The following is a 14,327-nucleotide window of genomic DNA, read 5'->3' as shown; positions in this document are numbered from 1 at the left end:
TAGCGCTCATTAGCGAAGCAGATTTGCGTTGAATAAAACTTATCCGACATAAAAAATAATAAAATCAGTTTTTTTAATCACTATGCGCTATTTGCAGAATTAACGATGATGAAATTAATCTTTTACATCTAATGCATATCGATGATTGAATTGAGCCTGATTGTCTTTATCTCATTTAATGTGAATTTAAATAGAAATCAGGCAATTTTATGACTCGAAATTAAGCCATACACGTGACAGGCTTATTTAGTAATTCTGCTTTACCATTTGGGAAAGTGTATAACTTAGATGCATGGAAGATTTTAATGGTTTTGGCCTTTTGAGCAGCAGTTTGAAATGTCGCTAAATTTTTTTGATTCGCCAAACTAAAAGGATTTCCGTAATTCTTATTGTCGAGTAGTACTTGGATCGTTCCAACTTCAGGCTGAAGACTATTTAAAATTTCCGAACCTTCCACATTTTGTATGCTGAGACTTGGTTTTTGGACACTATTCTTACAATTTAAACGCAGGAACAGCATGTGACCATCAACTGCTTTGTTTTGTAAGTCATAAATTCCTTGAAGGTCATTTTCGATATATACCCACTGACCAATCGGCATATTTTGTTTAAGTTTCTCAATTTGCTCGAGGGTGGTTTTACTAATATCAACAATGCCTTTTTTATCAATTTCAGGGGTTTTATCAGCGCGGGCTAAGCCCACCATTGAAAGTGCTTTATCACCGACCTTTGAGGTCGTGTCAGTGATGGTTTGACAACCCGTCACATTTAGCAATGAAATAATAGTCAATGGCAAAATGGCAATTTTAGCTGTAATTTTCATGTGGATCTAATAATGAAGTAAAATACGATTGAATCCGATATTAGCTGAATCGTTCAGATTAGTTTGCAAAAAAAAGTTAATAAGCATGAATAATACATTTGAAATGTGATAGTTTTATCTATTTCTCTATCAATAGAATGATGGATTGAAGTTATAAAATTTAAAAATACTGCCAATATTATTATCAATTTTATAAATATACATTTGTCTTCATTTCGGCTTAAGCTATTTCTTAAATAAATGGTAAAAATGAAATGAAAAGGGTCTGAATTTAGGCCTGATCCATGAGATTAGAGATGACAACTGAACACACTGAAGTGAAACACCCTCTTTATACCCCTTATGCTGGCTTTACTTTGCTTGAACTACCTCTCCTTAATAAAGGCTCTGCGTTCACTGAGGAGGAGCGAGCAAGTTTTAATCTCAATGGTTTACTACCTCATGTGATTGAAACGATTGAAGAGCAACACCAACGTTCATATCAACAATTTACGTCATTTCATGACGACATTAATAAGCATATTTATCTGAGAAATATACAAGACACCAATGAGACTTTGTTTTATCACCTCATAGAAAATCATTTATCAGAAATGATGCCGATTATTTATACCCCAACGGTAGGTGAGGCTTGTCAACGATTTTCTGATATTTACCGCCGTCATCGTGGTGTATTTATTTCATATCCTGATCGTGCCAACATTGACGATATTTTACAAAATGTGAATAAGAACAACGTCAAAGTCATTGTAATCACAGATGGTGAACGCATTCTTGGGTTAGGTGACCAAGGGATTGGTGGGATGGGAATCCCAATCGGAAAATTATCTCTCTATACCGCATGTGGTGGTATTAGCCCAGCGTATACACTACCCATTACATTGGATGTAGGTACCAATAATGCACAGTTGCTAAATGATCCAATTTATTTAGGTTGGAATCAGCCTCGTATTAGTGGCGATGAATACTATGACTTTGTGGATGACGTACTTCGTGCGATTAAACGTCGTTGGCCAAAAGCTTTAATTCAATTTGAAGATTTTGCTCAAAAAAATGCAATGCCATTGTTGGAAAAATATCGTGATCAATATTGTTGTTTTAATGATGATATTCAAGGTACTGCTGCTGTTGCGGTCGGCAGCTTAATCGCAGCAAGTCGAGCTGCAGGAAAACAATTACGTGACCAGAAAGTGGCATTCTTGGGTGCTGGTTCAGCGGGCTGTGGTATCGCTGAGCAAATCATTGCGCAAATGGTGGCTGAAGGTTTGAGTGATGCTGAGGCAAGATCACGAATTTATATGGTCGATCGTTTTGGATTATTGACCGATAATCAACCAAATCTTTTAGATTTTCAGCGTAAACTGGTTCAAAGTTCAGAAAATGTATCCGCGTGGGCTGATGCGGAAGGCATCATTTCATTGCTAGATGTTGTAAAAAATGCACACCCGACTGTGTTAATTGGTGTCTCTGGACAACCGGGTTTATTCACTGAAGAAATTATTCGAACTATGGCATCCAACTGCGAGCATCCTATTGTATTGCCATTGTCGAATCCAACGTCGCGTGTAGAAGCTGTACCAGCAGATATTATTCAGTGGACGGACGGTCGCGCTTTGATTGCAACTGGTAGTCCATTTATGCCAGTTAATTATCAAGATAAGCTACACAATATTTCTCAGTGTAATAACTCTTATATTTTCCCAGGGATTGGCTTAGGGGTGATTGCTGTGCAGGCAACGCGTGTTACAGACAATATGCTGATGGCATCAAGTATGGCGTTGGCAGATTGCTCTCCAAAATTGCAACACCCTGACGACGACTTACTTCCTGATCTCAATGATTTGCAGAAAGTCTCCCGAATCATCGCGTTCAAGGTTGCAAAAGCGGCGATTGAGGATGGTGTTGCCTTGCCATTGAGTGATGAGCTGATCGAAAAAAGTATTGAAGATAATTTCTGGAAACCGGAATATCGCCGTTATAAGCGAATTCCATTTTAAAAAACTTGAATTTTCAATATAAATTCATTGGAAATAAATAGGAATCAATATGTTGGTTCCTATTTTTTGTTTAGAATAATTACAATATTTAAAAGCAAGATTGAGCGGAATACGCTACAATTTTCAAAAATCATAATAATAGCTTTAATCATTCTATGCTCAATAATATCAATTCAATTATAGAAGGCTTGGGTCTGAGCCCGCAAAAGCGCGCGTTACATATTAAATTTTCTAATCCTATATTAGATAGCCAAGTTTTCATTCAACGAATTCAGGGTCAACACTTTATTAATCAAGGCTTAAAAGCTGAAGTATTATGCTTATCGACGAATGCGCATTTACAACTTAAGCAATTCATTGGTTGTTTAGTGGCTGTCGATCAAGTTACGGATCTTGGAAAATTAGCTCGGACTACTGGGATCGTGACAGGGGTGAGCCAAGGTCAAAGTGATGGAGCGTTGACCTTATATAAGTTGACTGTTGAAGATGCAACTTCACTTTGGCACAAACGCCGTAACAGTCGCGTATTTATGAACAAATCCGTGGTTGATATCACTGAGATTATTTTTAAAGAGTGGCAGACGAAAAGCGTGTTATTTAGTGCCGCTTTGAGTCTGTCAACGGCGGGTTTAAAAGCATCATATGATATACGTCCATTTGTGATGCAAGCCAACGAATCAGACTATGATTTTCTAACACGCTTATGGCGGAGTGAAGGCATTAATTGGTTGATTGATGAGACAGATCAAACTGTGCCATTTTCAGCGAAAGAAATTCAATCACAAAAATTAAGGCTAATAGATGAAAATAGCCAGTATGAGCCTTTAGATCGACGCACGCTCAGATTCCATCGCAGTCATGCAACAGAACGTTTTGATACGATTACCAGTTTTATTGCTCAACGCTCAATACAATCTACAGCAATTCAGGTGCAACGTTGGCAGGGCGATATACTTGCGCAAGATCAAGATGATTATCAACTCAGTGCTCATCAACATAGTGACCAGTTGGATAATGAAACGTTAAGTCTAGAACAAGCATGGACTGTGAGTCCTGCTTGGATTGCTGATTTAAAAGGTGAAGATCAAGCCACTCTATCAAACAATTCACAACTACAAAAACTGAATACACAACTCAATCAATACCAAGATTTGCAGGCTAAATACTTTACTGCGGTGAGTAGCGTTCGAGATGCCAATGTTGGGTATTGGTTTGAATTTATGGGTCATCCAGAAATAGATCAACATCAAGGGGCAGATCGCCAATTTATTATTTTAGGAAAACATTTTTTTAATCAAAATAATTTACCTAAAGATTTAAATAATCAAATTGAAACATTAATTGATTTAAGTCGTTGGAAAAAGACAAAAACAGATGAGCGTTTATCTACAGAACTGAGTTTAGTGCGCCGAGCTATACCTATTGTTCCAGAATATGATCCATTGAAACATCGTCCAGTTGCTTATCCTCAACGGGCAAAAGTGGTTGGTCCTGAAGGTGAAACGATCTATGTGGATCAATGGGGGCGTATTAAGGTTCGCTTCGTATTTACACGTAATGATGACCATCAACATGATGGTGGTGCAGGGTCGAATGATAATGATACAGACTCTGCGTGGGTTGATGTTTTAACTTCTTGGGCTGGGGAGGGTTATGGATCAAGATTTCATCCACGTATAGGTGAAATTGTTGTCATTGACTTCTTTGATGGAAATGTTGATCGACCTTTCGTTGTTGGGCGTTTACATGAAGCAGAACGTCATCAAACCATGTTTGATGTTAAGGGACAGTTACCGGACACCAAAAAACTCAGTGGGATTCGCACGGCAGAAGTTGGTGGTTCTGGATTTAACCAACTCCGATTTGATGATACGACAGGACAAATTAGTACTCAGTTGCAAAGTAGTCATGCGGCAACTCAATTGAATCTGGGTAATTTGAGTCATCCTAGGGATAAGGAAAAAAGTGATGGACGTGGAGAAGGATTTGAGCTGAGAACTGATGCTTTTGGTGCTGTTCGTGCAGGGAAAGGAATGCTCATTACGACTTATGCACAAGAAAAAGCAATTGCTGATCATCTTGAAGCTACACAGGCTCAATCTCTGTTGAGTCAGAGTGAGCAGAGTATGAAAATGCTCAGTGAAATTGCAGTAAAACAACAATCGGATGCATTAAATGTAATTAGTAGATTACCTAAATTTATTCAATCATTAGAAATCAAAAGTAGTGCTCAAGCTTTGCAGTCTACAGTGAATTTATTCAAAGAGGGAATAGCGAAGGATCCATTAAATGCACTGAAAGATTGTGGTGGTTTTATTAAGGATATTGGTACTTTAGGTGGTAATACTGCTGGAATTGTGGATGAGTTTAATAGTTACTTTGAGCATGCTCAAGAAGCGGTTGATAATCTCAAGGAATTTATTGATAACGTACAAGAATATGGTTCTGAAGCGATAAAGAGGAAATTTGAAAGTATTAAAAATGGGATTAAAGATAACCCATTTCAAGCACTTCAAGATGTGAGTAAAGCAATTTCGAGCGTTGACTTGAATATGGAAGATCAACTGGTGTTATGCACTGGTTTTGGTGGTGCAAACAAAAAAGATGATATTAATCCAGTAAAAGCCTTAAGCACACTGACAGGTTTTATGGAGGGATATACTCAAGGATTAGAAAATAGTTCTGATCAAAAAAAACAAGAGCAAGGACGTTTATTTAGACAGGCACTCATGCTTTTGGCTTCACCCAATGGGATTGCATTAACAACGCCTGAGGACATTATTCTTCAAGCATCACAAGATATTGCGGAGAGTGCACAGGGTTCAATTAATTTAAGTGCGCAAAAAAATATTGTAGGGCATGCTCAAGACAAGATCAGTTTGTTTGCTGCACAGAAAGGATTTCGAGCGTTCGCAGCTAAAGGTAAAGTTGAATTACAAGCGCAAGATGATGCGATTGAAGCTATTGCACGTAAGGTAATTAAGCTTATTTCAACCGAAGATAAAATTGAAATTACCAGCCCTAAAGAAATTGTACTGACCGCAGGTGGCTCGCAACTCAAGATTAATGCTAGTGGAGTATTTAGCACGACGGGTGGAAAATTTGAGAGTAAGGCAGGGCAACATTTGTTTACGGGTGGGGCAACTGTAAATGCGCAATTACCTAAGATGCCTGAGAGTGGGATATTTAGTAGAAGATTTGATTTTAGTGAACTAATTTCAAAAGAACTTTTAAAGAATGGCTATAAATATAAAGTCGTTAATCATGATAAAAAGACAGAATATATAGGTTTTCTTGATGAAAATGCTCGCACAGAGAGAATCTTTAGTGAGAACCCTGATAATGTTGAAATAGTACTATTGGGTAAATCTGAGGATGAATCAGATAAGTTGCTTCTAATTGAGGAAGAATTTACTCAAGATAAAAGTGATAGTTCAGATGAAGCATGTTGTGGAGGGCATGATGAAGATGATCATGACTATCATGATGAAGAATTTAATGATGAAAGTGATTTAGAAGCTGATTTCAACAGTTTTGGACTTTAAGGTGGATTTATGAAAAAACTAAAAAAAATAATGACTATGTTCGTGTGCTTAAGTAGCCCAACACTATATGCTGAAAGTTCGAAAGAGTGTATGAATTATTGGAATCAACCAATAAAAAAGATCACGGTATTAGAAGAAGTTGAATGTGATCATATCTGGGATTTTGGTAAAAGTAAAAATAGTTTGAATCGCTTCAAAGTGGTAAATAATTTAAATCTTAAAACAACTAATACACAATGGATGTCAACAGGGCAGTGTCAAAAAGTATCATACAATAAAAAACAGTTTAATATTTACAATTCAGAGTACAAAGAATATGGGCACAATATTTGGCTAATTTACGATGACAAAAATGCTTTTGCATATTTTAGAAAAGTGAATAGTAAAGATCAATCAGTGGAGGTGAGTTGTGCTCAAGAGGGGGCGGACACAAATTTGAAATTTATACTCAATACTTATTTAAAAAATAATACATCTGTAAGTATGCAAAAATATAAAGCAAATGATTGGTATAAAGAGTAATAAGAATGAAAAAAACAATAACTTTTAAAGATGGGACAACTAGAACGTTTGAAACAAATTTGGAGGGTTTTATTCAAGCTGTAAGTTTTAAAGAATCTTCATCAGATTTGTCTTTGCCATTAAGCAATCCAGTCAATATAAGGTGTGCAAGAAAAGTAAACGAGGCAGGTTATTTGGGCCTATTTCAATGGGGAGAGTCTGCTCTGTATGAGCTGGGGTATTATTTAGGGGATAAAGGAATTTCCTATGATGATATTAAAGATGCAAGAAGAGGATCTGCTTTACACAATAGTTGGAAGAGTCAATTTGACTCTAATAATTGGTCGGGTAAGTGGTCAGGTAAAAGAAATATAAATTCCAAATCTGATTTTTTAAATAATCCTAAGGTTCAGTATGAGGTTATCAAAGAATGGATTGGTTATTTATGTAAACAAATAAGAAATAATAATTTAAATGAGCATTTTGGTAGAACGATTCAAGGCGTTGAAGTCAATGAGTCTGGAGCAATTGCTGGGATGCATTTGGTTGGTATAGGAGGTTTGGGTGCTTTTTTAGGGTTTTCAAAATTTTCTGGTGAAAAACAAACGGATGGTAATGGAACACATATTAAGAAATATATTCAAGACTTTGGTGGCTTTGATCTGGAGCAGTGCTGTAATCGGAAAATATATATAAATTTGAAGGATAAAAATGATAATGTATTACCAGATAAGGAAGTTACAATTGTCTCAAAATATTCTGGAAAAAGTTTTTCTGGTGAGACCAAAGTTAAAATAAAAAGCGATGAAAATGGATATCTTCCTGTCATTGTTAGGCATCCATCAACTGAAATTAAAATTGTGGCTGATGGCAAAGAGTCAAATCCTATTATTCAGAAAGCTGACCAAAAACAACGTGCAATTTTAAAGGATTTTGAAGTTTCAAAATTTCCAGCAACCTTAGAGCAAAATAGTAATCCTCAGCCTAAACCTCAACCAGATAAAACACCTCAACAAGTAAGAAATGAGAAAAATCAATCTGAAGCTAAGCAAGAAGGAGCTGCTGAAAATAACAAAGATATTAGTTTCAATATTCAAATTGTAGAGGGTGATACAGGGAAACCAATCTCTAATATGAATTTTTTTCTTACATATAAAGAAAATAAGAAAAAACATACAGCGAATGATCAAGGTATTAAGCAAGGTATTATTGCTGAAGTTGGACAAGACATAGAAGTTTCAGTTTCAGGTGAAGTAGGAAATCAAAAAATACACCACTTTAAAGTCGAACAAACTTTGTCTAATCAGACAGTTAAAATTAAGTTACCAGTTCAAGCTTTCAAAATAATTGTAAAAAAAGACAATAGATTGGTGCCGAATTTACCAATAACATTATTTTATAGAGGGCGGGAGATTCCTAAAAAAACTAATGCATTAGGTGAAGTTTCTGTAAAAATGCTAGTTGGCTTTGTATATGGATTTGGTACTAGTAGTAAGTCTTTTATTAAAGTAAGGGCGATATATGGGAATACATCGCGAATATTTCGAATAAATGAAGGTTTTGAAAAACTTTCTAAACAAAATACTACAACTCAGACTAAACTGAATAATCAACAAACAAATTCAGGATCACAACCAAATAATACAACAACTCAAACTAAACAAGCTGAAGTCAAGCAGGAAACACCGAAAGCAATACAACAAAATACGCATACAGAAAACGGTGGTAAGCCTTTAACTAAAGTTAGTAATCAGTCCCCACCTACAAGTGATACAACGCGTTATCACATTTATCATGATGGGAAGATTAAAAGAGAGAACAAATCAGCTACAGGTTTCGCAGAATATATTTATTATGATTCTACAAGTAAGTCTCATAATTTAGGTAAATCAAAATATGTTGTAGCAAAAAGATGGTCTTCTAAGGGCGTCTTAGGCAGTGGGAATGTTTATTTAATCGATGTAAGACATTTTCAGAAATATCGCTCAGGTGTAGTCGGTTATAAAATGTTAATGAATTCTGGACAGCAACGATATTATTTAGGTGGTATAGAGTTAGCAGCATTTTTAGGAGCACTATGCAAATCCGGGTATGATGACATTTCCTTTAATGGTTTTAGCAGAGTCAATGGTGATCCTGGTGAAAGTAAATCTCATATTAATGGTGAAGCAGGAGATTTGAGATATTTAAGAACTGATAAGAAGGCTTTATCGGTTATTTTACAAGATGCTAATTATGACCATGAAAGAACTTTAAATTTGATTAATAACTTTATAAAATTTGGCTGGGGTAAATCAAAAAAAATGCTAAGTGAGTATTTCACAAACTCTAAGGCTGGAGTCAAAAGTAATTATATTTTCCCAAATTGCAATCATTTAGCTAAACCAAGGCACAATAATCACCTTCATTTACAAGGGCTGTCTCCAAATCTAGAGGATATTTAATTTATGAAAAAATTATATTATATTTTTTCTATTTTATTATGTTGTGGTTGTTCAAATAGTCAAAGTAATTCATCTGACTTACATAGTATTAAGAGTAAAGAAAATGAATTAAACGGTATTAAAATAGGAGATAATTTAGACGCGTTGAAGAGTAGATTTAAGGGGGATATAATTATTCAAAAATATAGTGATATTACAGACTTAAAAGAATGTCAAAACAGAAAAAATATTTTAGTTAATAATACTCTTACTAGTGTTGATGTTGATAATAATGAAATTGTCACCTCTATTCATACTCGAGATGTTAAAGCAGTTGATGCTAATAATATAAGTATTGGTAAGGGTGAAATTAATGTTGCGAAATTAAATAATAATATCAAACCAAAAAAAGTTTTTAGTGGGGATGAATCACTAGACCTATTTTTATATAAAATCCCTATGAAAGAAAGTAAAGGATATTTTATATATAATATCAATAATAATAAAATTGAGTCTATCTCAATTGAAAGCTTTGATCACATTTCCTGTAATTTGGAATGATTTGAAGTTGAGTCAAAATTTTCAAATCTAGTTTTAAATTTTAGAAATTAAAAATGAAATACTTTTTTAAAGTTAAATCTTAATAAAGCCGACTCTCGTCGGCTTTATTGATTAAACTTCTAAAATTTCTTCTAACAATTCTTCACTCGGAGCAAAGTAGTATGCTCCATCTAAAGGCGCAACAAAGTGCAATAAGCGATCATGAATACCATCGCCACTAGTTCCAAACATACGTGTCAGCATGCGATCAATACGTGTTAAATCTTTCGTATAAGCGATAAAATACAAACCTTGATCACCACGTCCATCGCCATACGGTAAAGAATGACGAAGAATTTCAAGCTCCTCACCTTCATCATCTTCAACAACGGTGCGAGCCACATGTGCATTGTCAGGTTTAACATCGTCATCAAGCTCTATGCTTTCGAGTTTGGTGCGCCCAATCACTTGCTCTTGTGCATCAACTTTAAGTTTTTTCCATTTATCTAGATCATGACGATAACGTTGAGCAAAAACGAATGAGCCATCAGTGAAAATTCCTGCATCTTCACCTAGTAAAGCTGTTTCAGCGCGATCATCTGGAAATTGAGGGTTTTCGGTGCCATCAATAAAACCAGTTAAATCTCGACCATCAAAATTTCGGAAGCACACGCGCTCATCTAAAACCTCAACCAAATCCTGAATTCCTTCAAAAAAAGCTTGGCTTAAGGCAAAGCAAATATCAGTACGCTGTGCTGCGATATGGATTAAAACATCAGCAGGGACCACAGGCATGGTGAAAGAGCCTTGAATTGGTTCAAGCTGTTTAAAACCTTCTGGTTGGTGAGGGTAAAGTTGTGACCAAAGTTCTGGTCCAAAAGCCACCGCAGTTTTAATTTGGGCATGATGATGTTGAGTAATTAAGCGATCACGAGTCGTAAAGAGATCTTCAAGTTTTTCTTTTAGTTGATCTATTGATAAATCTTTTAAACGCAAAGTGATAAAGCGAGCATGATCTGAGGGTAATGGTAAGATTACGGATTGGGAAGTCATTCATGGCTCCTGAAATTATAATATCCTAATTTTGCTGATCACATTGTGCCTGATCATCATAGTGCTGAACAGACAGACGTTTAAAAAAACATTCAAATTTTAAATCTTAAAAAAGTCGAATTGTCATATAATCTCATCAAAATAAATCTCCCAAATCGTTATGTCTTATCAAATGTGGTTTGCCTACATGCTTGCATGTTGGGTTATTAGTATTTCGCCTGGTGCAGGTGCTATTGCATCTATGTCTAGTGGTTTGAATTATGGATTCAAACGAGGTTATTGGAATGCAATTGGTCTGCAGCTTGCACTTTTGGTTCAAATTGGAGTTGTCGCTGCGGGAGCAGGCGTACTTTTTGCTACGACTCCTTTGGCATTTTTGATCGTCAAATGGTTTGGGGTTGGGTATTTATTATATTTGGCATATTTACAGTGGAAAGCCCCAGTGCAGTCCATAGAAATTCAGTCTGATTTAAAGCAAAAGTCAGCGATGAAGCTAGTAATCAGCGGTTTCTTTGTCAATATGAGTAATCCAAAAGCAATTGTATTCTTATTGGCAGTATTGCCACAGTTTCTGGATCTTTCAAAGCCTCAATGGCCACAATACCTCATCATGGCTTGTACAATGATTGCTATCGATCTTATCGTTATGGCTGGATATACAGGTCTTGCAGCGAAGGTATTGCGTTTACTTAAATCACCTCGTCAACAAAAAGTGATGAATCGTACCTTTGCAGGTTTATTTGCAGGTGCGGCTTTTTTATTGAGTTTAGTGCATCAATAAGACACAATAAAATAACGATTGAGGGTTATTTTATTGAAAATTATAATATTAATTTTGACTATTCTGTTAGGGCTTGGCTTAATCTCAACTCCCTATATCTGGGCGTATTTTTATTTACAGCCTGAAAGTGTGTGGGAATGGATCAAGTTTGTGATGTGGGGCGCGGGTGTTGGCATATGCGCCACATTTGGACTTACAGTGATTTTAATTTTGGTCACCACCCTTATAAAAAAAATGATTGTGGATGATACTTCGCGATATAAGATCTTTTTCAAACAAATGGTTTATTTGATGTGGATCAATGTGGTCTTATTTATGACGGCTGCAATCGGTTTACTATTCGAATGGTTACCTTTCTATATTGTTGAATCTTGGTTTATGCCCGAGACCTTTTTTGGCTTTTGGCATGTGTTATGGATAAAAGGCCTCATTAATTTATTGGTTATGGTGGTTTTTATATTCTCTTGTTATATCTTTCTCTGTCTTCATAAATATTTTACAAAGCAGCAAGATTAATGAATAGCCTAAATAATTCAGGCTATCTTTTTAAATTTTTGAATGATAAAAATCACAGCAAATACGATTGCCATGGTTAATACAATGCTTAAACCTGTCGCAATATTTAAACCTGCACTCGACCATAAACCCACAGTCACACCAATTTGAGCCACAAGAAAAGACCATAGCACCATGTGTTTAGGTGAGTGTGCTAAAAGTCTTGCAGTTAATGCAGGTATAACCAATAAAGCACCCATGAGTAATGAACCTACTGCACGTAACGCAAGTACTGTAAATAAGGCAAGAAGCAGCATAAAAATAAGGCGATGCCATTTCGCATTCACACCTTCGCTTACCGCAATATCAGGATCAATCGCTATTTGAATTTGAGATTGCCAACTTTTATAGAGTACAGTGAGTGCAATGACAATCACCATTGCAAATGTCGGTAAGTCGGACCAAGATATTGTTAAAAGATCGCCAAATAAATAACTGAGCAACTCTGGTCTTAGCGCAGGGAGGTGTTGGATGACCAATAGTCCTGAGCAAAGCAGCGTTGCTGAACATAACGCAAGTAATGCATCGTTGGGCAGGCGAGGATCATGCAATACCCAAAGGACTGCGACCAAGAGTAACGCGGTAAACGTAACCCCCATCCATAAGGGGAGGGTGAGTAAGCCAGCAATCGCCACACCCAAGAGAGTTCCATGCGCCATTGTGTCTGCAAAGAATGACATACGACGCCATAACATAAGACAACCAAGCGGTGCAGTTAGAAACACTAACAATGTTCCCATAATCCATGCAGGTAATAGAAGTTGTAACCATTCCATCATGATCTAAGCTTCCGGTTCTGGATGAATATGAGGACGAGGATCATGTTGACATGGCGTTGCTGTATCACCATGTGCACAATGATCGTGATGATGTTGGTAGAACACCCGATTAGTGCCGAAAATAGCCTGATACTCAGGGTCTTGTTGAATATTTTCAGGCAAACCGCTACAACATATATGTTTATTGAGGCATACCACACGCTGTGTACCTTGCATCACCCACTGCAAATCATGAGAGACGATTAAGATCGAGCAGCCGTAGCGCTCAGGTAGACTTCGAACATAATCATAAAGTTCAGCTTCAGATTGAATATCTAAGCCTTGCATCGGTTCATCGAGTACCAATAAGTTGGGTTGGCGCAGTAGAGCGCGTGCTAAAAGTACACGCTGGCGTTCCCCACCAGACAGCTGTTGGACTTTCGAATCTTGTAATTTTATGATCCCAGTATCTCGAATAATTTCTTGTTTAATCGCAAGATCACACTTTTCTAAATCGAGTAAATCTTTCACTCGAAGTGGCAAGCTGTGAGATGGATTGAACTTTTGAGGGACGTAAGCAAGCTTTAAGGCTTTATGATGTTTAATTTGACCAGAATTGGCCTTCACAATTCCGAGAATCACTTTGATAAGCGTAGATTTACCCGCCCCATTGGGACCAATGAGGGTAATAATTTCTTTGTCATGAATCTGAAAGTCAACATTCTTTAAAATGTCTCTTTCATCAATTCGCACATTAATTTGCTGCAATTCAATTAATGGCAATGCAGAACTTACTGAGAGCACTGCTGACATAATCCTGAAATCTCAATAATGCTATGTTGAGCCTGAAAATGATCAGAGGAAGCCAATTGATCAAGTTGTTGAATCAAACCAAGAGCTGAAGCCTCTTTCACTGTATTGCATTTAGAGCAAATGAGAAAAGCGGCTTGATGTCCAGCACGAGGATGGCAACATGGAATATAGGCATTAATTGAAGTTAAACGATGAATAAAACCTTTTTCGAGCAAAAAATCGAGGGTGCGGTAAACAGTTGGAGGTGCTGCTGGACGTTCAGCATTACCTTTTAATTTCGCCAACAAGTCATAAGCGCCCATGGGCCCTGAGGCCGTTAAAATTAACTCTAAAACTTCTTTGCGAAGCGGAGTCAATTTAGCGCCTGAAGCAGCGCAGCTTGCTTCAGCTTCTAATAAACGAGCTTCAACATTCGGGTGATCATGCACACCGTGTAAAGTATCATGATGTTCGTGTGAACATGCGCTCATGGACTGACCTCAAGACTTCGAAAAGGGAAGGGGATATCTCATAAATAGTATCATGAGACCTTGCAACT

General features: G+C 36.7%; 12 protein-coding genes. 7 read left to right on the top strand and 5 right to left on the bottom strand.

Annotated features, from left to right (window positions below; genetic code table 11):
- Window positions 1-220: 220 nt before the first annotated feature.
- Window positions 221-823, bottom strand: a complete 603-nt coding sequence (locus AC1M87_RS11215; RefSeq protein ID WP_481593733.1) for a hypothetical protein — start codon at window positions 821-823, stop codon at window positions 221-223.
- A gap of 296 nt (window positions 824-1,119) precedes the next feature.
- Here AC1M87_RS11215 and AC1M87_RS11210 point away from each other — a divergent pair, with 296 nt between their 5' ends.
- The 5 genes from AC1M87_RS11210 to AC1M87_RS11190 all read left to right on the top strand — a co-directional run bounded on the left by AC1M87_RS11210 (window position 1,120) and on the right by AC1M87_RS11190 (window position 9,850).
- The gene (locus AC1M87_RS11210; protein WP_481593732.1) at window positions 1,120-2,820 is read left to right on the top strand and encodes an NAD-dependent malic enzyme; all 1,701 of its coding nucleotides are present in this window, start codon (window positions 1,120-1,122) and stop codon (window positions 2,818-2,820) included.
- Between the two features lie 155 nt (window positions 2,821-2,975).
- The gene (locus tag AC1M87_RS11205; RefSeq protein WP_481593731.1) at window positions 2,976-6,365 is read left to right on the top strand and encodes a type VI secretion system Vgr family protein; all 3,390 of its coding nucleotides are present in this window, start codon (window positions 2,976-2,978) and stop codon (window positions 6,363-6,365) included.
- Between the two features lie 9 nt (window positions 6,366-6,374).
- Window positions 6,375-6,887 (top strand): hypothetical protein, encoded by a 513-nt coding sequence (locus AC1M87_RS11200; protein WP_481593730.1) that lies wholly within the window; start codon window positions 6,375-6,377, stop codon window positions 6,885-6,887.
- Between the two features lie 5 nt (window positions 6,888-6,892).
- Complete coding sequence (locus tag AC1M87_RS11195; RefSeq protein ID WP_481593729.1) at window positions 6,893-9,310, top strand: hypothetical protein; 2,418 nt, start codon at window positions 6,893-6,895, stop codon at window positions 9,308-9,310.
- Window positions 9,311-9,313: 3 nt separating this feature from the next.
- Window positions 9,314-9,850: a hypothetical protein gene (locus tag AC1M87_RS11190; protein ID WP_481593728.1), complete on the top strand. Its 537-nt coding sequence runs from the start codon at window positions 9,314-9,316 to the stop codon at window positions 9,848-9,850.
- A 111-nt stretch (window positions 9,851-9,961) separates the two neighbouring features.
- On the opposite strand, the gene AC1M87_RS11185 is transcribed toward AC1M87_RS11190, so the two are convergent.
- Window positions 9,962-10,882 carry a Dyp-type peroxidase gene (locus AC1M87_RS11185; protein ID WP_481593727.1) on the bottom strand — a complete coding sequence of 307 codons (921 nt, stop codon included), beginning with the start codon at window positions 10,880-10,882 and terminating at the stop codon, window positions 9,962-9,964.
- Window positions 10,883-11,042: 160 nt separating this feature from the next.
- Between AC1M87_RS11185 and AC1M87_RS11180 the strand changes: the two genes are divergently transcribed.
- Complete coding sequence (locus AC1M87_RS11180) at window positions 11,043-11,663, top strand: LysE family transporter (protein WP_481593726.1); 621 nt, start codon at window positions 11,043-11,045, stop codon at window positions 11,661-11,663.
- 33 nt (window positions 11,664-11,696) lie between these two features.
- A complete protein-coding gene (locus AC1M87_RS11175) occupies window positions 11,697-12,179 on the top strand; it encodes a hypothetical protein (RefSeq protein ID WP_481593725.1) in 483 nt (160 codons plus the stop codon).
- A gap of 17 nt (window positions 12,180-12,196) precedes the next feature.
- Here the strand turns inward: AC1M87_RS11175 and znuB are convergent, their stop codons facing one another.
- The 3 genes from znuB to AC1M87_RS11160 are packed head-to-tail and all read right to left on the bottom strand — an operon-like array spanning window position 12,197 to window position 14,259.
- Window positions 12,197-12,997, bottom strand: a complete 801-nt coding sequence (gene znuB / locus AC1M87_RS11170) for a zinc ABC transporter permease subunit ZnuB (protein WP_481593724.1) — start codon at window positions 12,995-12,997, stop codon at window positions 12,197-12,199.
- 3 nt (window positions 12,998-13,000) lie between these two features.
- A complete protein-coding gene (gene znuC, locus AC1M87_RS11165; RefSeq protein WP_035268168.1) occupies window positions 13,001-13,789 on the bottom strand; it encodes a zinc ABC transporter ATP-binding protein ZnuC in 789 nt (262 codons plus the stop codon).
- On the bottom strand, window positions 13,768-14,259 hold the full coding sequence (locus AC1M87_RS11160; RefSeq protein ID WP_035268172.1) for a transcriptional repressor: 492 nt from the start codon (window positions 14,257-14,259) through the stop codon (window positions 13,768-13,770). The genes znuC and AC1M87_RS11160 overlap by 22 nt, the downstream gene beginning before the upstream one ends.
- Between the last annotated feature and the right edge of the window lie 68 nt (window positions 14,260-14,327).

The sequence above is a fragment of the Acinetobacter sp. 24-47-62 genome (assembly GCF_056779765.1).
This window is presented reverse-complemented; position numbering and strand designations above follow the sequence as displayed.

Coding starts and splice junctions, on each gene's coding strand:
- znuC (WP_035268168.1), bottom strand. CDS start 13,789: ATGTCAGCAGTGCTCTCAGTAAGTTCTGCATTGCCATTAATTGAATTG.
- AC1M87_RS11210 (WP_481593732.1), top strand. CDS start 1,120: ATGACAACTGAACACACTGAAGTGAAACACCCTCTTTATACCCCTTAT.
- znuB (WP_481593724.1), bottom strand. CDS start 12,997: ATGATGGAATGGTTACAACTTCTATTACCTGCATGGATTATGGGAACA.
- AC1M87_RS11215 (WP_481593733.1), bottom strand. CDS start 823: ATGAAAATTACAGCTAAAATTGCCATTTTGCCATTGACTATTATTTCA.
- AC1M87_RS11205 (WP_481593731.1), top strand. CDS start 2,976: ATGCTCAATAATATCAATTCAATTATAGAAGGCTTGGGTCTGAGCCCG.
- AC1M87_RS11180 (WP_481593726.1), top strand. CDS start 11,043: ATGTCTTATCAAATGTGGTTTGCCTACATGCTTGCATGTTGGGTTATT.
- AC1M87_RS11200 (WP_481593730.1), top strand. CDS start 6,375: ATGAAAAAACTAAAAAAAATAATGACTATGTTCGTGTGCTTAAGTAGC.
- AC1M87_RS11160 (WP_035268172.1), bottom strand. CDS start 14,259: ATGAGCGCATGTTCACACGAACATCATGATACTTTACACGGTGTGCAT.
- AC1M87_RS11190 (WP_481593728.1), top strand. CDS start 9,314: ATGAAAAAATTATATTATATTTTTTCTATTTTATTATGTTGTGGTTGT.
- AC1M87_RS11185 (WP_481593727.1), bottom strand. CDS start 10,882: ATGACTTCCCAATCCGTAATCTTACCATTACCCTCAGATCATGCTCGC.
- AC1M87_RS11195 (WP_481593729.1), top strand. CDS start 6,893: ATGAAAAAAACAATAACTTTTAAAGATGGGACAACTAGAACGTTTGAA.